This is a genomic window from Lelliottia sp. WB101 (genome assembly GCF_003051885.1).
In the GTDB taxonomy this organism is placed as follows: Bacteria; Pseudomonadota; Gammaproteobacteria; order Enterobacterales; family Enterobacteriaceae; genus Enterobacter; species Enterobacter nimipressuralis.
Map to the genome: position 1 here is coordinate 2282573 of NZ_CP028520.1, position 22939 is coordinate 2305511.

15 protein-coding genes are annotated in these 22939 nt (G+C 55.9%); 14 read left to right on the forward strand and 1 reads right to left on the reverse strand.

All coding sequences use genetic code 11. The features are described 5' to 3' along the window. Positions 1-224 precede the first annotated feature (224 nt). From DAI21_RS11030 to DAI21_RS11090, 12 genes are all read left to right on the forward strand, one after another. Positions 225-5174: an alpha-2-macroglobulin gene (locus tag DAI21_RS11030; protein WP_107703116.1), complete on the forward strand. Its 4950-nt coding sequence runs from the start codon at positions 225-227 to the stop codon at positions 5172-5174. Between the two features lies 1 nt (position 5175). Beyond that, a complete protein-coding gene (pbpC, locus tag DAI21_RS11035) occupies positions 5176-7500 on the forward strand; it encodes a peptidoglycan glycosyltransferase PbpC (protein ID WP_107703117.1) in 2325 nt (774 codons plus the stop codon). 156 nt (positions 7501-7656) lie between these two features. Continuing rightward, positions 7657-8088, forward strand: a complete 432-nt coding sequence (gene ndk, locus DAI21_RS11040; RefSeq protein ID WP_107703118.1) for a nucleoside-diphosphate kinase — start codon at positions 7657-7659, stop codon at positions 8086-8088. 165 nt (positions 8089-8253) lie between these two features. Continuing rightward, positions 8254-9420, forward strand: a complete 1167-nt coding sequence (locus tag DAI21_RS11045) for a bifunctional tRNA (adenosine(37)-C2)-methyltransferase TrmG/ribosomal RNA large subunit methyltransferase RlmN (protein WP_100779320.1) — start codon at positions 8254-8256, stop codon at positions 9418-9420. Positions 9421-9718: 298 nt separating this feature from the next. Next, on the forward strand, positions 9719-10729 hold the full coding sequence (gene rodZ, locus DAI21_RS11055) for a cytoskeleton protein RodZ (protein WP_107703119.1): 1011 nt from the start codon (positions 9719-9721) through the stop codon (positions 10727-10729). A gap of 26 nt (positions 10730-10755) precedes the next feature. Continuing rightward, a complete protein-coding gene (ispG, locus tag DAI21_RS11060; RefSeq protein ID WP_100779322.1) occupies positions 10756-11874 on the forward strand; it encodes a flavodoxin-dependent (E)-4-hydroxy-3-methylbut-2-enyl-diphosphate synthase in 1119 nt (372 codons plus the stop codon). A gap of 80 nt (positions 11875-11954) precedes the next feature. Beyond that, positions 11955-13229 (forward strand): histidine--tRNA ligase, encoded by a 1275-nt coding sequence (gene hisS, locus DAI21_RS11065; protein ID WP_102104975.1) that lies wholly within the window; start codon positions 11955-11957, stop codon positions 13227-13229. 13 nt (positions 13230-13242) lie between these two features. Further along, the gene (locus DAI21_RS11070; RefSeq protein WP_100779324.1) at positions 13243-13863 is read left to right on the forward strand and encodes a YfgM family protein; all 621 of its coding nucleotides are present in this window, start codon (positions 13243-13245) and stop codon (positions 13861-13863) included. Positions 13864-13873: 10 nt separating this feature from the next. Further along, positions 13874-15052, forward strand: coding sequence for an outer membrane protein assembly factor BamB (gene bamB / locus DAI21_RS11075; RefSeq protein WP_107703120.1), 1179 nt, complete (start codon positions 13874-13876; stop codon positions 15050-15052). Positions 15053-15162: 110 nt separating this feature from the next. Continuing rightward, positions 15163-16638, forward strand: coding sequence for a ribosome biogenesis GTPase Der (gene der / locus DAI21_RS11080; RefSeq protein ID WP_107704241.1), 1476 nt, complete (start codon positions 15163-15165; stop codon positions 16636-16638). A 72-nt stretch (positions 16639-16710) separates the two neighbouring features. Beyond that, a complete protein-coding gene (locus DAI21_RS11085) occupies positions 16711-17802 on the forward strand; it encodes a Gfo/Idh/MocA family oxidoreductase (RefSeq protein WP_107703121.1) in 1092 nt (363 codons plus the stop codon). A gap of 44 nt (positions 17803-17846) precedes the next feature. Beyond that, complete coding sequence (locus DAI21_RS11090) at positions 17847-18062, forward strand: zinc ribbon domain-containing protein (RefSeq protein ID WP_107703122.1); 216 nt, start codon at positions 17847-17849, stop codon at positions 18060-18062. Here the strand turns inward: DAI21_RS11090 and xseA are convergent. After that, complete coding sequence (xseA, locus tag DAI21_RS11095; protein ID WP_107703123.1) at positions 18059-19432, reverse strand: exodeoxyribonuclease VII large subunit; 1374 nt, start codon at positions 19430-19432, stop codon at positions 18059-18061. The genes DAI21_RS11090 and xseA overlap by 4 nt on opposite strands. 159 nt (positions 19433-19591) lie before the next feature. Between xseA and guaB the strand changes: the two genes are divergently transcribed. Beyond that, positions 19592-21058 carry an IMP dehydrogenase gene (gene guaB, locus DAI21_RS11100; protein WP_100779329.1) on the forward strand — a complete coding sequence of 489 codons (1467 nt, stop codon included), beginning with the start codon at positions 19592-19594 and terminating at the stop codon, positions 21056-21058. 62 nt (positions 21059-21120) lie between these two features. Then, positions 21121-22698, forward strand: a complete 1578-nt coding sequence (guaA, locus tag DAI21_RS11105; RefSeq protein ID WP_107703124.1) for a glutamine-hydrolyzing GMP synthase — start codon at positions 21121-21123, stop codon at positions 22696-22698. The last annotated feature ends 241 nt before the right edge of the window (positions 22699-22939 follow it).

Sequence of the window (22939 nt, forward strand, 5' to 3'; positions counted from 1 at the left end):
TGGATATCTAGCTATCTTATTGTTTTAAAAACAAATGACGCCAAAGGTTACATGTAACCTTTAGCACTGTGATCTGAACGATGATCGGTATCGCAGCCGCAGGTGAGTCGGAGTAATCTGCGAGGCGCTTTCCAGATTCTAAGATTGGACTTTTGTATTCGTGAAACTTGCGGATAATACTTATTCGGATGACGACTAACAGGTTCCACGAACAGGGATAAAGGATGACACCGTTTCGCTTAGCTGCGCTCTCGCTCGCGCTTCTCACTACGTTTACGCTCGTTGGTTGCGATAACAACGACGATAAACCTCAGGCGGCCGCACCCGCGGCTTCCACCACCACATCAGAAGCGCCCGCCAAACCGGATGCGGATAAGCTCGCGAAACTCGCCGCGCAGAGTGAGGGCAAAGCGCTCACGCTGCTCGATGCCTCGGAAGTTCAGCTCGATGGCGCATCCACTCTGGTTCTGACGTTTTCGGTTCCGCTCAACCCCGATCAGGATTTTGCCCGCACGGTTCACGTCGTCGATAAAAAGAGCGGCAAAGTGGACGGTGCCTGGGAGCTCGCGCCAAATCTGAAAGAGCTGCGCCTGCGCCATCTGGAGCCGAATCGCAATCTGGTGGTCACCGTGGAGCGCGATTTGCAGGCGTTGAACAAAGCGACCTTTGGCATCGACTACGAAAAAGCGATCACCACTCGGGATATTGAACCGACTGTCGGCTTTGCCAGCAGGGGCTCGCTCCTGCCGGGTAAAGTGGTCGAAGGCCTGCCGGTGATGGCGCTGAACGTCAACAACGTGGATGTAAACTTCTACCGCGTGAAGCCGGAATCGCTGGCCTCATTTGTGAGCCAGTGGGAGTACCGTAACTCCCTGAGCAACTGGGAATCAGATAATCTGCTTAAGATGGCCGAGCTGGTCTATACCGGGCGCTTCGATCTCAATCCGGCGCGCAATACCCGCGAAAAACTTCTGCTGCCGCTGCGCGATATCAAACCGTTGCAGCAGTCCGGCGTCTATATCGCGGTGATGAATCAGGCGGGGCATTACAACTACAGCAATGCTGCCACGCTCTTCACCCTCAGTGACGTGGGCTTGTCTGCGCACCGCTATCACAATCGTCTCGATATCTTCACTCAGAGCTTAGAAAACGGCGCGGCGCAGTCCGGTGTTGAAGTCCTGCTGCTGAATGACAAAGGCCAGACGCTGGCGCAGGGTACCAGCGATGGCGACGGCCATGCGAAACTCGAAACGGACAAAGAGGCGGCGCTGATTCTGGCCCGTAAAGACGGCCAGACGACGCTACTGGATCTTAAACTCCCGGCGCTGGATCTGGCGGAATTTGATATCGCAGGCGGGCCTGGTTACAGCAAGCAGTTCTTTATGTTTGGCCCGCGCGATCTCTATCGTCCGGGGGAGACCGTGATCCTCAACGGTCTGCTGCGCGACAGCGACGGCAAACCGCTGGCCGATCAGCCTGTGAAGCTGGAAGTGCTGCGCCCAGATGGGCAGGTGGCGCGAACCGTCGTCAGCCAGCCTGAAAATGGTCTTTATCGCTTCAACTATCCGCTGGAAAGCGGCGCCCAGACCGGCATGTGGCATGTGCGTGCGAATACGGGCGACAATCAGCAGCGTTTGTGGGATTTCCACGTCGAAGATTTCATGCCAGAACGTATGGCACTGAATCTGACCGGGCAGAAAACGCCGGTTTCGGTACAGGATGAGGTCAATTTCGACGTTGTCGGCTACTACCTGTATGGTGCACCGGCTAACGGCAACAGTCTGCAGGGCCAGCTTTTCCTGCGTCCGCTGCGTGAAGCGGTCAGCGCGTTGCCGGGATTCCAGTTCGGTGATATTGCGGAGGAGAATCTCAGCCGCAGCCTCGATGAAGTGCAATTGACGCTGAACGAGCAGGGGCGCGGTCAGGTTGCCACGGAAAGCCAGTGGAAGGAGGTGCATTCTCCGCTGCAGCTGATTCTGCAGGCCAGCCTGCTGGAGTCTGGTGGTAGGCCGATCACGCGCCGTGCAGAACAGGCCATCTGGCCTGCTGCTGCGCTGCCGGGTATCCGCCCTCAGTTCGCCAGCAAAGCGGTGTATGACTATCGCACGGACACCACGGTAAACCAGCCGATTGTCGATGAAAACGGTAACGCCAGTTTTGACATTGTTTATGCCGACGCCAGCGGCGCGAAAAAAGCCGTATCGGATCTTCAGGTGCGCCTGATCCGCGAGCGCCGCGACTACTACTGGAACTGGTCTGAAAGCGACGGCTGGTTGTCTCAGTTCGATCAGAAAGATCTGGTGGAGGGCGAGCAGACACTGACGCTCAAGGCCGACGAAACGGGCAAAGTGACCTTCCCCGTTGAGTGGGGTTCTTACCGTCTGGAAGTCAAAGCCCCTGACGATATGGTCAGCAGCGTGCGTTTCTGGGCCGGTTACAGCTGGCAGGATAACAGTGACGGCACCGGGGCCGCGCGCCCTGACCGCGTCATGCTGAAACTCGACAAACCCGCTTATCAGCCTGGTGACACCATTAAACTGCATGTTGCAGCACCGGCAGCGGGTAAAGGCTACGCGATGATCGAATCCAACGAAGGTCCGCTATGGTGGAAAGAGATCGACGTCCCTGCGAACGGGCTGGATCTCTCCATTCCGGTCGATAAAGCCTGGAAGCGTCACGATCTTTACCTCAGCACCCTGGTGGTACGCCCGGGGGATAAATCCAAATCCGCCACGCCGAAACGCGCGGTGGGCATTCTGCATCTGCCGATGGGCGATGAAAATCGTCGACTGACGCTGGCTCTGGATACACCGCAGAAAATTCGCCCGAATCAGACGCTGTCAGTGAAGGTCAAAGCCAGCGTGAAAGACGGCAGCGTGCCACAGAAAGTGAACGTGCTGGTCTCCGCTGTTGATAGCGGCGTACTGAACATTACCGATTATGTCACGCCCGATCCGTGGGAAGCGTTCTTTGGTCAGAAGCGTTACGGCGCAGATATCTACGACATTTACGGTCAGGTGATTGAAGGGCAGGGAAGGATGGCGGCGCTGCGCTTTGGTGGTGACGGAGATGAGCTGAAACGCGGCGGTAAACCGCCGGTGAATCATGTCACCATTATTGCCCAGCAGGCGCAGCCTGTGGCGCTGGATGCCAATGGCGAAGGGACGATTACTCTGCCGATTGGCGACTTCAACGGCGAGCTGCGTGTCATGGCGCAGGCCTGGACGGCGGATGATTTTGGTAGCAGCGAGGGCAAAGTGATTGTTGCCGCGCCGGTGATTACCGAACTCAACACGCCACGCTTCCTGGCCAGTGGTGACGCAACAAGGCTGACGCTGGATCTGACTAACCTCACCGACAAACCGCAGACGCTAAACGTCGCGTTGAGCGCATCGGGATTGATGGAGCTTGAAGGCGCACAACCGCAGCCCGTTCAGCTTGAACCGGGCACGCGAACCACGCTGTTTGTTCCGGTGAGAGCCCTGGACGGTTACGGTGATGGTGAAATCACCGCGCAGGTGACTGGCCTTCAGTTGCCAGGAGAAACTTTCGCACCGCAGAACAAGAGCTGGAAAATTGGCGTGCGTCCGGCGTTCCCGGCACAAACAGTGAATACGGGAACCATGCTAAACCCAGGCGAAAGCTGGACGGCACCGGCTCAGCACATCACGGGATTCTCACCGGCTACCCTGCAAGGTCAACTGCTGCTCAGCGGTAAACCGCCGCTGAACCTGGCGCGTTATATCCGCGAATTGCAGGCCTATCCATACGGTTGCTTGGAACAAACCGCAAGCGGTCTGTTCCCGTCGCTCTATACCAACGCGGCGCAGCTGACTGCCCTCGGCATCAAAGGCGATACGGATGACAAACGCCGTGCGGCTATTGATATCGGCATCTCCCGTTTGCTGCAAATGCAGCGTGATGACGGCGGTTTTGCCCTGTGGGATAAAAATGGCCCGGAAGAGTATTGGCTGACGGCCTACGTCACCGATTTCCTGGTCCGTGCGGGTGAGCAGGGTTACAGCGTTCCGGCCGAGGCGGTGAACAATGCCAACAACCGTCTTCTGCGCTATCTGCAGGATCCTGGCATGATGTCTATTCGCTACAGCGATGATACGCAGGCGAGTAAATTTGCAGTTCAGGCCTATGCGGCACTGGTGTTGGCCCGCCAGCAAAAAGCACCGCTGGGTGCACTGCGTGAAATCTGGGAGCGTCGTGCGCAGACCGGTTCGGGTCTGCCGTTGATGCAGCTGGGGATGGCGTTGAAACTGATGGGGGATGCGCCACGCAGCCAGCAGGCGCTGGATCTAGCCTTGAAAACTTCGCGGAGTGACAGCAAAAACTGGATGGCGGATTATGGCAGCCAGCTGCGTGACAACGCTCTGATGCTCTCCCTGCTGGAAGAGTACAAACTGCTGCCGGATGCGCAGAACACGCTGCTGAATACGTTGTCTCAGCAGGCGTTCAGCCAGCGCTGGCTCTCAACACAGGAAAGCAACGCGCTGTTCCTGGCCGGTCGTCTATTGCCGACACTTTCAGGTGCCTGGCAGGCAACCACCAGCCTCTCGGATAAAGCGCTGAGCGGCGATAAGGCTCAGACACAAAATGTGAGTGGCGATCAGTTGGGCGCATTGCAGGTCACCAACAGTGGCACCACGCCGCTGTGGGTCCGTCTCGACAGCACGGGCTATCCGGATTATGCACCGGAGCCATCGTCCAACGTCCTGCAAATCGAGCGTCATATTCTCGCAACCGATGGCAGCAGCAAATCGCTCTCTTCTCTGAAGAGCGGTGAGCTGGTGCTGGTGTGGCTGGAAGTGAAGGCAAATCAGAATGTCCCGGATGCGCTGGTGGTCGATTTACTTCCGGCAGGGCTTGAGCTGGAAAACCAGAACCTGGCCAGCAGCAGCGCCAGCCTTCAGGATAGCGGCAGCGAAGTACAGAACCTGCTCAACCAGATGCAACAGGCGGACATTCAGCATATGGAGTTCCGCGACGACCGCTTTGTTGCTGCGGTGCCCGTGAATGAAGGGCAGCCTGTGACGCTGGTGTATCTGGCGCGTGCCGTTACACCGGGAACGTATCAGGTACCGGTACCGATGGTGGAATCCATGTATGTTCCGCAGTGGCGGGCAACGGGCGCAGCAAGCGGCCCGCTGATTGTTGTTCCGTAAGGTGACGTTATCTCGACTCATTCGCTCCCGTTGGCTTTGGCTGGCGGGAGCGATTCTTATTGTATGGGCGCTGATTGTTGTCGCCGATCGCCTGTGGCCGTTGCCTTTAAAAGAGGTCAACCCTGCGCGGGTGGTGGTCGATGAGAAAGGTACACCCCTCTGGCGTTTTGCCGATAGCGACGGCATCTGGCGCTATCCGGTCACCATTGAAGATGTCTCTCCGCGCTACCTCGAAGCCCTGATCCAGTATGAAGATCGCTGGTTCTGGGATCATCCCGGCGTCAATCCCTTCTCCGTTTTGCGTGCAGCCTGGCAGGATCTGAGTTCTGGTAAAGTGATTTCGGGCGGCAGTACCCTTACCATGCAGGTGGCACGACTGCTTGATCCGCATCCACGTACTTTTGGCGGTAAAGTGCGTCAGCTATGGCGGGCGATGCAGCTGGAATGGCACCTGTCAAAACGCGAGATCCTCACGCTCTATCTCAACCGTGCGCCCTTTGGGGGGACGTTACAGGGCGTCGGTGCGGCCAGCTGGGCCTATCTCGGGAAATCACCGGCGCAGTTAAGCTACTCAGAGGCTGCGTTGCTGGCCGTTCTTCCTCAGGCACCGAGCCGTCTGCGTCCGGACCGCTGGCCAGAGCGCGCGGAGGCCGCGCGTAATAAAGTGCTCGAGCGCATGGTGACGCAGGGCGTCTGGAGTGCGCAGCAGGTTAAAGAGTCGCGTGAAGAGCCGGTCTGGCTTGCTCCCCGGCAAATGCCGCAGCTGGCTCCGCTATTTTCCCGCATGATGCTGAGTAAAAGTCGCGACAACAAAATTGTCACTACGCTGGATGCTTCGCTGCAACGTCAGATGGAAGAACTGGCGATGAACTGGAAATCCAGGCTTCCGCCGCGTAGCTCACTGGCGATGATCGTTGTTGATCACACCACAATGAAAGTTCGCGGTTGGGTTGGCTCGGTGGATATTAATGATGACAGTCGTTTTAGCCATGTCGATATGGTGAGCGCGATCCGATCGCCGGGATCGGTGCTGAAACCCTTTGTCTACGGAATGGCACTCGATGAAGGCCTGATCCATCCTGCCTCTTTGTTACAGGATGTTCCGCGGCGCACGGGAGATTACCGACCGGGTAATTTCGACAGTGGTTTTCACGGCCCCGTCAGCATGAGCGAGGCGCTGGTGCGCTCCCTGAACCTTCCCGCCGTGCAAGTGCTGGAGGCTTATGGCCCAAAACGTTTCACCGGAATGCTGAGCAATGTCGGTTTACGCCTGATCCTTCCGCCTGGCGCACAGCCTAATTTATCGCTGATCCTGGGCGGTGCGGGGGCGCGGCTCTCAGACATTACCGCCGCTTACAGCGCCTTTGCCCGTCATGGGAAAGCGGGTCGGTTACGCCTGCAGCCGGGCGATCCGTTGATTGAGCGTCCGCTGCTTTCGCCTGGCGCGGCGTGGATCATTCGTCGAATTTTAGGCAACGAAGCGCAGCCGCTGCCGGATAGCGCACTGCCGCAGGTTGCACCGCTGGCGTGGAAAACCGGTACCAGCTATGGCTATCGTGATGCCTGGGCCATTGGCCTGAACGCGCGCTACATCATTGGGATCTGGACCGGACGCCCGGACGGGACACCCGTTGCCGGGCAGTTTGGATTCGCCAGCGCCGTGCCATTGCTGAACCAGGTCAATAACATGCTGCAGTCGAGTTCAACGGTGGATGAAGGGCGCTTGCCGCGCGATCCGCGCCCGGCTTCGGTCAGTCGCGGTGTGATCTGCTGGCCCGGCGGGCAATCCCTGCCTGAAGGGAGTGAGAACTGCCGTCGCAGGCTCGCGACCTGGTTGCTTGACGGCAGTCAGCCGCCCACGCTGTTATTGCCAGAGCAAGAGGGGATTCGCGGGATTCGCTTTCCGGTCTGGCTGGATAACCAGGGCAAACGCGTCGCGGCTGATTGCCCCGGCGCGCAGGAGAAAATCCTCGACGTCTGGCCGCTACCGCTTGAACCCTGGCTTCCCGCTTCTGAACGCCGGGCGGTAGGCGTTCCGGCACCGTCAACCACCTGTCCTCCGCTGGCACAAGATTCCCCTGCGCCGTTGATGCTCTCCGGTGTACGTGAGGGGGCATTGATCAAACGCCTGCCCGGTGAGTCACGCGTATCGCTGCCGCTACAGGCAATTGGCAGCGACAGTGAGCGCTGGTGGTTCCTGAATGGCGAACCGCTGAATGTGAAAGGGCGCGCTTACACTTTACAGCTTGATAAAGCAGGGGATTACCAGTTACTGGTAATGGATGAGACGGGGCAAGTCGCTACGGTCAATTTCACCCTGCAGTAGCGAAAAACCCATCCGGGATGTGAGCTGTTGCTAAAACTCGTCTTATTTTAAAAAAATGTTACGTTGAACCATAGGCAATGGCGTTTTTGCTCTCTATAATCCGCGCCATCTTATACAGATGTATGCAAAACAACAGAACATAACACAGAGGTTATCATGGCTATTGAACGTACTTTTTCCATCATCAAACCAAACGCGGTGGCAAAAAACGTTATTGGCAGCATCTTTGCTCGCTTTGAATCTGCAGGGTTCAAAATCGTTGGCACCAAAATGCTGCATCTGACCGTTGAACAGGCTCGCGGTTTCTACGCTGAGCACGACGGCAAACCTTTCTTCGACGGCCTGGTTGAGTTCATGACCTCCGGTCCAATCGTGGTTTCCGTACTGGAAAGCGAAAACGCAGTACAGCGTCACCGCGATCTGATGGGTGCAACTAACCCGGCTAACGCACTGGCTGGCACCCTGCGTGCAGATTACGCGGACAGCTTCACCGAGAACGGCACCCACGGTTCCGACTCTGTAGAATCTGCTGCGCGCGAAATCGCTTACTTCTTCGCCGAAGGCGAAGTGTGCGCTCGTACCCGCTAATTCCTCAGGGAAGGGTATAAATTTGGTAAAAGTCGCGTGCAAACGTGGCATCCCTGCGCCAGACTTTGTACAATGCAACGCCCCGGAAGAGCAAAGCGCTCACCGGGGCGTTTCTTTTCAACCCTCCACGGGCCATAACGTGTAACAACGAGGCCGGAAAATATTATGTCTGAACTAGTTAACACCTCTGAAGTCGCCATTGCCGCGGTTCCTAATAAAAATGGAAAAATTAACCTGCTGGATCTGAACCGTCAGCAGATGCGCGAGTTTTTCAAAGAGATGGGCGAGAAGCCGTTTCGTGCCGATCAGGTCATGAAATGGATGTACCACTATTGCAGCGACAACTTTGATGACATGACTGACATCAACAAAGTGCTGCGTAACAAACTCAAAGAAGTCGCTGAAATCCGCGCACCGGAAGTGGTGGAAGAGCAGCGTTCTTCTGACGGCACCATCAAATGGGCGATTGCAGTTGGCGATCAGCGCGTTGAAACCGTGTACATCCCGGAAGAAGATCGCGCGACTCTGTGCGTCTCCTCTCAGGTTGGTTGTGCACTGGAGTGCAAATTCTGCTCGACGGCGCAGCAGGGCTTTAACCGTAACCTACGCGTGTCTGAAATTATCGGCCAGGTATGGCGCGCGGCGAAAATCGTCGGCGCGGCAAAAGTGACCGGCACACGTCCTATCACCAACGTGGTGATGATGGGCATGGGCGAGCCACTGCTGAACCTGACCAACGTCGTTCCGGCGATGGAAATCATGCTTGATGACTTCGGCTTTGGTTTGTCCAAACGTCGCGTGACCCTCTCCACCTCTGGGGTTGTGCCTGCGCTGGATAAACTGGGCGACATGATTGACGTGGCGCTGGCGATCTCCCTGCATGCACCGAACGACGAAATTCGTGACGAAATTGTGCCGATCAACAAAAAGTACAATATCGAAACCTTCCTCGCGGGCGTGCGTCGCTACCTCGAAAAGTCCAACGCCAACCAGGGCCGCGTGACCATCGAATATGTGATGCTGGATCATGTGAATGACGAAACCGATCATGCGCATCAGCTGGCTGAATTGCTGAAAGACACGCCGTGCAAAATTAACCTGATCCCATGGAACCCGTTCCCGGGGGCGCCGTATGGCCGTAGTTCTAACAGCCGTATCGATCGTTTCTCCAAGGTACTGATGGAGTACGGTTTCACCACCATCGTGCGTAAAACCCGTGGTGATGATATCGATGCCGCCTGCGGCCAGCTGGCCGGTGATGTGATCGACCGTACCAAGCGTACGCTGCGTAAGCGCATGCAGGGTGAGGCGATTGAGGTCAAAGCTGTGTGATTTGTATGCGTCGCGGTGCAGGTTTGTACCGTGACGCATTAGCTTACTGAATATTCAGCCACGTAGATTGTGATTGCTGAATAATTACGGTGCGTTTCAGACGACTTTAAGGCAGTATGTAACGTCGCAACAACAGTTTAGCCTCATGAGTAGCGCTGCACTGTCAACTAAAGCCGGACAGTCTTATACTAACTGTCTGTCCAAGGTTAAATGACCAGAAGTTTCGCGGTGCGGGTGGCATTGTGACTCACCGGCGCCTGAACCCTAATTTACACGTACCAGTAAGTAGTTGTAGCGAATGAATACTGAAGCCACTCACGACCAAAATGAAGCACTCTCCACGGGCGTTCGTCTTCGCAATGCCCGTGAACAACTCGGACTCAGCCAGCAAGCTGTTGCAGAACGCTTGTGCCTGAAGGTTTCCACGGTTCGCGATATTGAAGAAGACAAGGCTCCGGCCGATCTTGCTTCAACGTTTCTGCGTGGTTACATCCGCTCTTATGCAAAACTGGTGCATATCCCTGAAGAAGAACTGTTGCCAATGATGGAAAAACAGGCACCGGTACGTGCGGCGAAAGTCGCGCCAATGCAGACCTTCTCTCTGGGCAAACGTCGCAAAAAACGTGATGGCTGGCTGATGAGCTTTACCTGGCTGGTACTGTTTGTGGTAATTGGTCTGACGGGCGCATGGTGGTGGCAAAACCACAAAGCGCAGCAGGAAGAGATCACTACAATGGCTGACCAGTCCTCTGCCGAGCTAAACAATTCCGGTAACGACGGCGCGCAAAGCGTGCCGTTAAACACCGACAGCAGCGCCACTTCCGGCGAACCGCAAACTGCTGCTACCGATTCTCAGGCTGTTGAACCTGCCCAAACGCCAGCCCCGGCCACCACACCGGACCAGACAACAGCGCAAAATGCTGTTGTCGCACCGTCTCAGGCGAATGTGGATAACGCTCCAGCGGCGACAACGCCTGCCGCTACGGCGAACGCTACACAGCCGCTGCCAACCGACCAGGCTGGCGTCGCAGGGGCAACCACTGCCGATCCTAACGCGCTGGTGATGAACTTCTCTGCCGACTGCTGGCTGGAAGTGACGGATGCAACAGGTAAAAAACTGTTCAGTGGCCTGCAGCGTAAAGATGGCACATTAAATCTAACCGGTCAGGCTCCGTATAAGCTTAAAATCGGTGCTCCGGCTGCGGTGCAGATCCAGTATCAAGGAAAACCTGTCGATCTGAGCCGTTTTATCAGAACTAACCAGGTTGCGCGTCTTACCGTTAATGCCGAACAATCAGCAGCACAGTAACAGGCGAGTAACGCGGGAGACTTTTCATGCATAATCAGGCTCCGATTCAACGTAGAAAATCTAAGCGGATTTACGTTGGGAATGTGCCGATTGGTGATGGTGCACCCATCGCCGTTCAGTCGATGACCAACACCCGTACCACGGATGTTGAGGCGACGGTCAATCAAATCAAAGCATTAGAGCGCGTAGGTGCGGATATTGTCCGCGTCTCCGTGCCGACCATGGATGCCGCCGAGGCATTCAAACTCATCAAGCAGCAGGTTAATGTTCCGCTGGTTGCCGATATCCACTTCGATTACCGAATCGCGCTGAAAGTCGCGGAATATGGTGTGGATTGTCTGCGTATCAACCCAGGTAACATCGGCAGCGAAGAGCGTATTCGTTCGGTCGTTGACTGCGCCCGCGATAAAAATATTCCTATCCGCATCGGCGTTAACGCCGGATCGCTGGAAAAAGATCTGCAGGAAAAATACGGCGAACCGACGCCGCAGGCGCTGCTGGAATCAGCCATGCGCCATGTGGATCATCTCGATCGTCTCAACTTCGATCAGTTCAAAGTCAGTGTGAAAGCGTCTGACGTTTTCCTGGCCGTTGAATCCTATCGCCTGCTGGCGAAGCAAATCGATCAGCCGCTGCACCTTGGAATCACCGAAGCCGGTGGCTTGCGCAGTGGTTCTGTGAAGTCGGCGATCGGCCTTGGGCTGCTGCTTTCCGAAGGGATCGGCGACACGCTGCGTGTATCGCTGGCAGCCGATCCGGTGGAAGAGATCAAAGTCGGTTTCGACATTCTGAAATCCCTGCGCATTCGTGCTCGCGGGATTAACTTCATTGCGTGCCCAACCTGTTCGCGTCAGGAATTTGACGTTATCGGTACGGTCAACGCGCTGGAGCAGCGTCTGGAAGATCTGATCACGCCGATGGATGTCTCTATTATCGGCTGCGTGGTGAACGGTCCTGGTGAAGCGCTGGTGTCAACGCTTGGCGTGACCGGCGGCAACAAGAAAAGCGGCCTCTATGAAGATGGGATCCGTAAAGACCGTCTGGACAACAACGACATGATCGATCAGCTGGAAGCCCGCATCCGCGCAAAAGCGACGATGCTGGACGAAGCTCAGCGCATCAGCATTCAGCAAGTTGAAAAATAACGTGATGGGAAGCGTCAGGCTTCCCATGTATGATTGAACCCATTCTTTGGGTTTTTTTTGTATATAGAAAGAGAATAAACGTGGCAAAAAACATTCAAGCCATCCGCGGCATGAACGATTATCTGCCTGGCGAAACCGCCATCTGGCAGCGCATTGAAGGCACTCTGAAACAGGTGCTCGGCAGCTACGGTTACAGCGAAATCCGTTTGCCGATTGTAGAGCAGACCCCGTTATTTAAACGCGCGATCGGCGAAGTGACCGACGTCGTTGAAAAAGAGATGTATACCTTTGAAGACCGCAACGGCGATAGCCTGACGCTGCGTCCGGAAGGTACGGCAGGTTGTGTACGCGCCGGCATCGAACATGGTCTCCTGTACAATCAGGAGCAGCGTCTGTGGTATATCGGCCCAATGTTCCGCCACGAACGCCCGCAAAAAGGCCGTTATCGCCAGTTTAATCAGCTGGGTGTTGAAGTCTTTGGCCTGCAAGGTCCGGATATCGACGCTGAGCTGATCATGCTGACGGCACGCTGGTGGCGTGAGCTGGGGATTTCCCAGCACGTTGCGCTGGAGCTGAACTCCATTGGTTCCCTGGAAGCGCGCGCGAACTACCGTGATGCGTTAGTTGCATTCCTGGAACAGCACAAAGATAAGCTGGATGAAGACTGCCAGCGTCGCATGTACAGCAATCCGCTGCGCGTTCTGGATTCCAAGAACCCGGAAGTGCAGGCGCTGCTGAACGATGCCCCGGCGCTGGGTGACTATCTGGATGACGATTCTCGCGAGCATTTCGCTGGCCTGTGCAAACTGCTGGAAGCGGCCGGTATTGCTTACACCGTGAACCAGCGTCTGGTGCGCGGTCTGGATTACTATAACCGCACGGTATTTGAGTGGGTCACCACCAGCCTGGGTTCTCAGGGTACCGTGTGTGCAGGCGGTCGTTATGACGGTCTGGTGGAACAGCTGGGTGGCCGTGCTGCACCTGCAGTAGGTTTCGCAATGGGTCTTGAACGACTTGTTTTGCTGGTTCAGGCAGTTAATCCGGAATTTAAAGCAGATTCCGTTGTCGATATATACCTGGTGGCCTCAGGTGCGGATACGCAGTCTGCGGCAATGCAGTTTGCCGAACGTCTGCGCGATGCGCTGCCGGGCGTTAAGCTGATGACTAACCATGGTGGTGGCAACTTCAAAAAGCAGTTTGCCCGTGCCGATAAATGGGGCGCAAGTATCGCACTGGTGCTGGGCGAGTCCGAAGTGGCTGCTGGCGAAGTGGTGGTAAAAGACCTGCGCTCTGGTGAGCAAACAACCGTAACGCAGGATAGCGTTGCCGCGCACTTGCGCACTTTACTGGGCTAAGGGGAAGAACAGCGTGGAAATGTACGAGAACGAAAACGACCAGGTTGATGCGATTAAACGCTTCTTTGCCGAAAATGGCAAAGCCCTGGCCGTTGGGGTGATTTTGGGTGTGGGCGCGCTGATGGGTTGGCGTTACTGGAATAGCCATCAGGCTGATTCCGCGCGTGATGCTTCCCTGTCCTATGAAAATACCGTGAGCGCAATTCGTGCCGATCAGCCGCAAACGTTGGCTGCTGCGGAGAAATTTGCTGCTGACAACAAAAATACTTACGGTGCACTGGCATCGCTCGAAGTGGCTCAGCAGTTCGTTGATAAAAATGAACTGGATAAAGCCGCCGCGCAGCTGACTCAGGGTCTCGCAGCAGCCAGCGATGACAATCTGAAAGCGGTGATTAATCTGCGCCTGGCGCGTATTCAGGTACAGCAGAACAAAGCCGACGACGCGCTGAAAACCCTCGACACTGTCAAAGGTGAAGGTTTTGCAGCCATCGTTGCCGACCTGCGTGGTGAAGCTCTGCTGAGCAAAGGCGACAAACAAGGCGCGCGCAGCGCGTGGGAAGCGGGCGTGAAAAGTAACGCCTCACCTGCGCTGAGCGAAATGATGCAGATGAAAATAAATAATTTGTCCGTCTGAGAGGGACCCGATGCAATTGCGTAAATTACTTCTGCCAGGACTGCTTTCTGTTGCGTTATTGAGTGGCTGTTCACTGTTCAGTGGCGAAGAAGATGTTGTAAAAATGTCCCCGCTGCCGACTGTTGAAAATCAGTTTACCCCGTCAACCGCGTGGAGCTCTTCCGTGGGTGATGGAATCGGTGATTTCTATTCCAACCTGCATCCGGCGTATGCCGATAGCGTTGTCTATGCGGCTGATCGCAAAGGCACCGTGCGCGCGTTCAACGCCGATGACGGGAAAGAAGTCTGGTCGGTCAATCTGGCCGAAAAAGACGGTTGGTTCTCCCGTACGCCGGCACTGCTCTCGGGCGGCGTGACCGTTTCCGGTGGTCATGTTTATATCGGTAGCGAAAAAGCGCAGGTCTATGCGCTGAACGCCAGCGACGGTTCTATTGCATGGCAAACTCGCGTAGCGGGTGAAGCCCTGTCTCGTCCGGTTGTGAGCGACGGCCTGGTGCTGATTCATACCAGCAACGGCCAGCTGCAGGCGCTGAACGAAGCTGACGGTGCCGTGAAATGGACTGTGAACCTGGACATGCCTGCTCTGTCTCTGCGCGGCGAATCTGCCCCTGCGACCGCGTTTGGTGCGGCTATCGTGGGCGGTGATAACGGTCGCGTCAGCGCCGTGCTGATGCAGCAGGGTCAGATGATCTGGCAGCAGCGTATCTCCCAGGCAACCGGTCCGACTGAAATTGACCGTCTGAGCGACGTCGATACCACGCCCGTTATCGTGGACAACGTGGTTTATGCGCTGGCTTACAACGGCAACCTGACGGCGCTGGATCTGCGCAGCGGCCAGGTTATGTGGAAACGTGAGCTGGGTTCAGTGAACGATTTCGTGGTCGAGGGCAACCGCATCTACCTGGTGGATCAGAACGACCGTCTGCTGGCGCTGAACACCGACGGTGGTGTCACGCTGTGGACGCAGAGCGATCTGCTGCACCGTCTACTGACCGCACCTGCGCTGTACAATGGCAGCCTGGTCGTAGGCGATAGCGAAGGTTATATGCACTGGATTGATCCGGAAACGGGTCGCTTCGTGGCGCAGGAAAAAGTCGACAGCTCTGGTTTCCTGACCGATCCGGTTGTGGCTGACGGCAAACTGCTGATCCAGGCAAAAGACGGTACGCTCTACGCGATCACGCGTTAATCGTCTCGTTTGTAGTATAATAAACGGCTCCTGTTAACTCAGGGGCCGTTTTGACTTTTATAAAAACGCCGCAACTGCGACGTTTATTTGAATTTTATGAGGCTTCAAACATGGTACCTGTGGTCGCGCTTGTCGGGCGCCCGAACGTTGGAAAATCCACTCTTTTTAACCGTTTAACACGCACCCGTGATGCGCTGGTGGCGGATTTCCCGGGGCTGACTCGTGACCGTAAGTACGGTCGTGCTGAAGTGGAAGGTCGCGAGTTTATCTGTATCGATACGGGTGGTATCGACGGTACAGAAGACGGTGTGGAAACGCGCATGGCAGAGCAATCTCTGCTGGCGATTGAAGAAGCGGACATTGTTCTGTTCATGGTAGACGCACGTGCGGGCCTGATGCCTGCCGATACGGCTATCGCCAAACACCTGCGTTCTCGCGAAAAGCCAACCTTCCTGGTGGCGAACAAAACTGACGGTATTGATGCCGATCAGGCGGTAGCGGATTTCTGGGCCCTGGGCCTCGGTGAAATCTACCCGATTGCCGCGTCTCATGGCCGCGGTGTCACCAGCCTGCTCGAAACCGTTCTGCTGCCGTGGGTTGACGAAGTAAACCCGCCGGAAGAAGTGGACGAAGACGCTGAATACTGGGCGCAGTTCGAAGCCGATCAAGAGGGCGCAGAAGAAGAACCTGAGGATGATTTTAATCCGCAGGATCTGCCGATCAAACTCGCTATCGTCGGTCGTCCGAACGTAGGTAAGTCCACACTGACCAACCGTATTCTCGGCGAAGACCGCGTGGTGGTCTACGACATGCCGGGCACCACGCGTGACAGTATTTACATCCCGATGCAACGTGACGAGCGCGAATATGTGCTCATCGACACCGCGGGCGTGCGTAAGCGCGGGAAAATCACCGATGTAGTGGAAAAATTCTCCGTTATCAAAACGCTGCAGGCGATTGAAGATGCGAACGTGGTGATGCTGGTCATCGACGCGCGCGAAGGCATCTCCGATCAGGACCTGTCGCTGCTGGGCTTTATCCTCAATAGTGGGCGCTCACTTGTTATCGTCGTCAACAAATGGGACGGCCTGAGCAACGAAGTGCGTGAGCAAGTCAAAGAGATGCTGGACTTCCGTCTGGGCTTCATCGACTTTGCCCGTGTGCACTTCATCTCTGCGCTGCACGGCAGCGGCGTGGGCAACCTGTTCGAATCCGTTCGCGAAGCCTACGACAGTTCCACCCGTCGTGTAAGTACCGCCATGCTGACGCGCATCATGACTATGGCAGCGGAAGACCATCAGCCGCCGTTGGTGCGAGGCCGTCGCGTGAAGCTGAAATACGCCCACGCCGGTGGTTACAACCCGCCAATCGTGGTGATTCACGGTAATCAGGTGAAAGATCTGCCGGATTCCTACAAGCGTTATCTGATGAACTACTTCCGTAAATCGCTGGATGTGATGGGTACACCTATCCGCATTCAGTTCAAGGAAGGGGATAACCCGTTTGCGAACAAACGCAACACGCTAACGCCGAACCAGATGCGTAAGCGTAAGCGCTTGATTAAACACATCAAGAAAGGCAAATAATTGCACACTAAAAACCCGACTGAGTCGGGTTTTTTGCCTTTTGTCCTCCACAACTCATGAACGGAGTGGAACATGCAGTTAGGGTTTATTGGGCTTGGTGCCGTGGTTGAGACGGCCTATTTACCGGCATTGCGACAGATTTTCGATACTCCCTTACATTGCGTCGGTTTCGATCTTCGCCCCGAGCGCGAGCTTGCGGGCGTGGTGCGCTGCACGTCCCTGGAGCAACTGCTGGCCAGTCCGATAGACACCCTGTTTGTCACCACCTCTTCATTGCATCACCTCGATGCGCTTGAGCTGGCCTTATCCTCACCGATTCCGCGTATCGTGGTGGAAAAACCGGTTGTCGCGACGCTTTCCCAAATCGAAAGACTCAAAACACTGCTCGCAAAACCTGAAGCCGCTGCTCGCGTGCTGGCGCTCGATCACTGGATGGCGCGAAGCGGTGCCATGCAACTCGCGTTGGGCATTCTGAACCCGGCCTGGCAGCCGGAACGGGAGAATCAGACGGCAGGCCGGGTGGTCAATTCACTTGATGAGATCGTCAAAATCGAAGGATTTCTTCAGGAGCCTAGCGGCTTCAACGCTGCGGGAGAACCTGTCGCGCTGAATTTTGCCACCGGTGAGCCTGATACCCGCCAGCTTCGCCACCCGGACGGTGTCATCATTGATATCGGTACCCATGTGCTGGCGATGATGCGAGAAACCGTGCGCGCGCTCGGCGGAAATCACGCACTGTCTTTGCAGGTGATAACCGCGACAGATCGTCTCGGCCGCCCAATTGCCAAAGGCGATCTGCTCACTGCTGAAGGCGAAGCTCATCTTCAGGGTCATGTGAGCGGTACTCCGGTGGATATCTGGCTGAACAAATATGCCGGGCCTGCCGGTGGGCAAAAAGGGCTTCGGCTGCATCTACGCGACGGGCGCATTATCAGCCACGACCGACGCGGCACCGAGGATGTTCTCGAACTGATTGACGGCAAAAACGTGCAGCGCTGGACGCTTCCGGGGGCCATCTACGCCCACTGTCTGGCAGAGCATATTTTGGGGGAAAAGAGCCTGTACGAGAGGGCGCCAGAAGAGGTGACATTGACCACGCAGCGGCGACTGGAAGAGGTCGAACTCCTGCTGAAATTACAGCAACAGCTGCGTGGCCCACACTGATCGCGGCGTGGTAAAATACCTCAAAACCTTTTTAAGGAGTCACGATGTCTATCATCTGTCCGGATTGCCATGCAGAGCTGGAACCCGTAAACGGAATGGTGCACTGCGAGAGCTGCGATAAAGATATCGCGCTGAAAGCGCTATGCCCTGATTGCCATCAGCCGCTTCAGGTGTTGAAAGCCTGCGGTGCGGTCGATTATTTTTGCCAGAACGGGCACGGCCTGATTTCGAAGAAACGCGTTGAATTCAAGCCGGTTTAAACCGGCTTTTTCTTGCGTGTCTTTTTCGCGGGAGTGATACCTTTCACTTCACTTTCTACCCAGCCGTCGGCCAGGCGGGTTGTCAGCACGTCACCGGCTTTCACCTGTTTGGTCTGCTTCAGCACCGTGCCGTCTGTCGCCGTGGTCACACTGTAGCCGCGCGCCAGCGTTGAAAGCGGGCTAACGGCTTCCAGATGCGTCACCGCGTTACCAAAACGCTCACGGGTACTGCTCAGGCGTGCGCGGATGTTCTCACCCAGACGATATTCAAGCTGCTGCATGCGTGTCTGCGCGCGATAGATGCGCGGCTGCGGGTTTTGCTGATTCAGGCGCTGGGTTATCCGCTGCTGGCGCGAAACCGCGCGCTTGAGTTGATTATCCAGAGCAAAATTCATCCGCTGGTGCAGACGCTCAAGCACCGTTTGCTGACGTGCCAGACGCAGCTGCGGGTGCTGCTGCTGTAGCTGATGCTGCAATTGGGTAAAACGCCGATTACGGTTGGCGAGGAAATAGTCCATCGCCATTTCCAGACGCTGCTGGCCGTTCTGCAACTGGCGCGATAGTTCTAGCTGGTTGCGGCTCACGATTTCGGCGGCGGCAGATGGCGTTGGCGCGCGCATGTCCGCGACAAAATCAGCGATGGTGACGTCAGTTTCGTGTCCGACTGCGCTGACAATGGGAATAACGCTGTCGAAAATCGCCCGCGCCACGCGCTCGTCGTTGAAACTCCACAGATCTTCCAGAGAACCACCGCCGCGCCCAACGATTAACACGTCACACTCCTGGCGCGCGTTTGCCAGCGCAATGGCGCGCACAATCTGGCCCGGCGCATCGTCGCCCTGCACGGCAGTCGGGTAAATCACAACGGGCAGCGACGGGTCGCGACGCTTCAGCACGTGTAAAATATCGTGCAGCGCCGCACCGGTTTTAGAGGTTATCACCCCGACGCAATGGGCGGGAGAGGGCAGGGATTTCTTGAACTGCTGATCGAACAGGCCTTCCGCTGACAGTTTTGCTTTCAGCTGCTCGTATTTCTGCTGCAGCAAGCCTTCACCCGCCGGCTGCATGCTCTCGACGATGATCTGATAATCACCGCGCGGTTCATACAACGTGATATTGGCGCGAACCAGAACCTGCTGGCCGTGCTGAGGGCGGAACGTCACCCGACGATTGCTGTTGCGGAACATGGCACAGCGCACCTGAGCGGTGTCGTCTTTCAGCGTAAAATACCAGTGCCCGGATGACGGCTGCGTGAAATTAGAGATCTCTCCGCTGATCCAGACCTGTCCCATTTCCTGCTCGAGCAGCAAACGAACCGATTGATTGAGGCGGCTAACGGTAAAAATTGAGGGGCTTTGGGAGGATAACATGTGAGCGGGATCAAATTCTAAATCAGCAAGTTATTCAGTCGATAGTAACCTGCCCGGAGGCAATCGCAAGCATTTTTTATAAAAAAGTGTGGATGCAATCGGTTACGCTCTGTATAATGCCACGGCAATATTTAACCACCCAGGTCAGAGATATTGCCCATGCTACGTATCGCTAAAGAAGCACTGACGTTTGACGACGTCCTCCTCGTTCCCGCTCATTCCACCGTTCTGCCGAATACTGCCGATCTCAGCACGCAGTTGACTAAAACCATTCGCCTGAACATTCCTATGCTCTCTGCGGCTATGGACACCGTGACTGAAGCGCGCCTGGCAATTGCCCTGGCACAGGAAGGTGGCATCGGCTTTATTCACAAAAACATGTCTATCGAGCGTCAGGCGGATGAAGTTCGCCGCGTGAAAAAACATGAATCCGGCATTGTTTCCGATCCCCAGACCGTTCTGCCAACCACTACCCTGCACGAAGTGAAAGCGCTGACCGAGCGTAATGGCTTTGCGGGCTACCCGGTCGTGACTGAAGACAACGAACTGGTGGGTATCATTACTGGCCGTGACGTGCGCTTCGTGACCGACCTGAACCAGCCTGTCAGCGTCTACATGACGCCGAAAGAGCGTCTGGTGACCGTGCGTGAAGGCGAAACCCGTGAAGTCGTGCTGGCTAAAATGCACGAAAAACGCGTTGAAAAAGCGCTGGTTGTGGATAACAGCTTCCACCTGCGTGGCATGATCACCGTAAAAGATTTCCAGAAAGCAGAACGTAAACCCAACGCCTGTAAAGACGAGCGTGGCCGTCTGCGCGTAGGCGCTGCGGTGGGTGCAGGCGCTGGCAACGAAGAGCGCGTTGATGCGCTGGTCGCTGCGGGCGTTGACATTCTGCTGATCGACTCCTCTCACGGTCATTCCGAAGGCGTTCTGCAACGTATTCGCGATACCCGTGCAAAATACCCTGATCTGCAGATCATCGGCGGTAACGTCGCAACCGGCGCGGGTGCCCGTGCTCTGGCTGATGCCGGTTGCAGCGCTGTCAAAGTGGGTATCGGCCCTGGCTCCATCTGTACGACGCGTATCGTAACTGGCGTGGGCGTTCCGCAGATCACCGCCGTTTCTGACGCGGTAGAAGCGCTGGAAGGCACCGGTATTCCGGTTATCGCCGACGGCGGTATCCGCTTCTCTGGCGATATCGCGAAAGCCATCGCGGCAGGTGCAGCGGCGGTGATGGTTGGCTCTATGCTGGCCGGTACCGAAGAGTCTCCGGGCGAAATCGAACTGTTCCAGGGCCGTTCTTATAAATCTTACCGTGGTATGGGTTCCCTGGGCGCGATGTCCAAAGGTTCTTCAGACCGTTACTTCCAGACGGATAACGCAGCCGACAAACTGGTACCGGAAGGCATCGAAGGTCGCGTGGCGTACAAAGGCCGTCTGAAAGAGATTATCCACCAGCAGATGGGCGGCCTGCGTTCCTGTATGGGCCTGACCGGCTGTGGTACTATCGACCTGCTGCGTACTAAAGCGGAATTTGTACGTATCAGCGGTGCGGGTATCCAGGAAAGCCACGTTCACGACGTGACGATCACCAAAGAGTCCCCGAACTACCGTCTGGGCTCCTGATAAGTTTCCGCGCCCGGCTCAATGCCGGGCGCTTTGTTTCACTTGCCTCGGAATTAGCGTCAATGACGGAAAACATTCATAAACATCGCATTCTTATCCTGGATTTCGGTTCTCAGTACACTCAGCTGGTGGCACGTCGCGTGCGTGAACTTGGCGTTTACTGTGAGCTGTGGGCGTGGGATGTCACGGAAGCACAAATCCGTGAATTCAATCCAAGCGGCATCATCCTTTCCGGCGGCCCGGAAAGCACCACCGAACATAACAGCCCGCGCGCCCCGCAATACGTCTTTGAAGCCGGTGTTCCTGTCTTCGGCGTCTGCTACGGCATGCAGACCATGGCAATGCAGCTGGGCGGCCACGTTGAATCCTCTAACGAACGTGAGTTTGGCTACGCGCAGGTCGAAGTGCTGACCGACAGCGCCCTGGTTCGCGGTATCGAAGATTCCCTGACCGCTGAAGGCAAACCGCTGCTCGACGTCTGGATGAGCCACGGCGATAAAGTGACCGCGATTCCTTCCGATTTCGTAACCGTTGCCAGCACCGAAAGCTGCCCGTTTGCCATTATGGCGAACGAAGAAAAACGCTTCTACGGCGTGCAGTTCCACCCAGAAGTGACCCACACCCGTCAGGGTATGCGTATGCTGGACCGCTTCGTTCGCGATATCTGCCAGTGTGAAGCGCTCTGGACCCCGGCGAAAATCATCGACGATGCCGTAGAGCGTATCCGCAAACAGGTTGGCGACGATAAAGTGATCCTTGGCCTGTCCGGTGGCGTTGACTCCTCCGTGACCGCGATGCTGCTGCACCGTGCTATCGGCAAAAACCTAACCTGCGTCTTCGTGGACAATGGTCTGCTGCGCCTGAATGAAGCCCAGCAGGTGATGGACATGTTCGGCGACCATTTCGGTCTGAACATCGTTCACGTTGAAGGCGAAGAGCGCTTCCTGTCCGCACTGGCGGGCGAAAACGATCCGGAAGCCAAACGTAAAATCATTGGCCGTGTGTTTGTTGAAGTGTTCGACGAACAGGCGCTGCGCCTGGAAGACGTGAAATGGCTGGCGCAAGGCACCATCTACCCGGACGTGATCGAATCCGCTGCTTCCACAACGGGTAAAGCACACGTCATCAAATCTCACCACAACGTGGGCGGCCTGCCGAAAGAGATGAAGATGGGTCTGGTTGAACCACTGCGTGAGCTGTTCAAAGACGAAGTGCGTAAAATTGGTCTGGAGCTGGGCCTGCCGTACGACATGCTTTACCGTCACCCGTTCCCGGGTCCAGGTCTGGGCGTGCGCGTGCTGGGCGAAGTGAAGAAAGAGTACTGCGACCTGCTGCGTCGTGCGGATGCAATCTTCATCGAAGAGCTGCATAAAGCCGACCTATATAACAAAGTGAGCCAGGCGTTCACTGTGTTCCTGCCAGTACGCTCCGTCGGCGTCATGGGTGATGGCCGTAAGTACGACTGGGTTGTCTCCCTGCGTGCCGTCGAAACCATCGACTTTATGACCGCACACTGGGCACACCTGCCGTATGACTTCCTCGGCCGTGTCTCTAACCGCATCATCAACGAAGTGAACGGGATTTCTCGTGTCGTTTATGACATCAGCGGTAAGCCACCGGCGACAATTGAGTGGGAATGATTTCGCGTCTGGCAACAGCCTGCACGTAAAAGCAGTAAAGTACCTCTAAGCCCGCGTAACTGCGGGCTTTTTTGTTTTTATGTCTGGCACTTTCTGGCAGCTGTTAGCAACGGGAAGCACGGTTTTTTCAATGGAATTTTTGATGGTACTCTCTGGTTTTGAATTCAGGTTTGAAAAAGTACCATGTAATAAATTTCGGTTGAGTTATGGTATTTGTTTTTTATAACTCAATTAAAAACAG

Bases quoted from the DNA above. Each gene is read 5' to 3' on its own strand.
- DAI21_RS11030 (WP_107703116.1), top strand. From the start codon at position 225: ATGACACCGTTTCGCTTAGCTGCGCTCTCGCTCGCGCTTCTCACTACG.
- ndk (WP_107703118.1), top strand. From the start codon at position 7,657: ATGGCTATTGAACGTACTTTTTCCATCATCAAACCAAACGCGGTGGCA.
- DAI21_RS11045 (WP_100779320.1), top strand. From the start codon at position 8,254: ATGTCTGAACTAGTTAACACCTCTGAAGTCGCCATTGCCGCGGTTCCT.
- rodZ (WP_107703119.1), top strand. From the start codon at position 9,719: ATGAATACTGAAGCCACTCACGACCAAAATGAAGCACTCTCCACGGGC.
- ispG (WP_100779322.1), top strand. From the start codon at position 10,756: ATGCATAATCAGGCTCCGATTCAACGTAGAAAATCTAAGCGGATTTAC.
- bamB (WP_107703120.1), top strand. From the start codon at position 13,874: ATGCAATTGCGTAAATTACTTCTGCCAGGACTGCTTTCTGTTGCGTTA.
- der (WP_107704241.1), top strand. From the start codon at position 15,163: ATGGTACCTGTGGTCGCGCTTGTCGGGCGCCCGAACGTTGGAAAATCC.
- DAI21_RS11085 (WP_107703121.1), top strand. From the start codon at position 16,711: ATGCAGTTAGGGTTTATTGGGCTTGGTGCCGTGGTTGAGACGGCCTAT.
- DAI21_RS11090 (WP_107703122.1), top strand. From the start codon at position 17,847: ATGTCTATCATCTGTCCGGATTGCCATGCAGAGCTGGAACCCGTAAAC.
- xseA (WP_107703123.1), bottom strand. From the start codon at position 19,432: ATGTTATCCTCCCAAAGCCCCTCAATTTTTACCGTTAGCCGCCTCAAT.
- guaB (WP_100779329.1), top strand. From the start codon at position 19,592: ATGCTACGTATCGCTAAAGAAGCACTGACGTTTGACGACGTCCTCCTC.
- guaA (WP_107703124.1), top strand. From the start codon at position 21,121: ATGACGGAAAACATTCATAAACATCGCATTCTTATCCTGGATTTCGGT.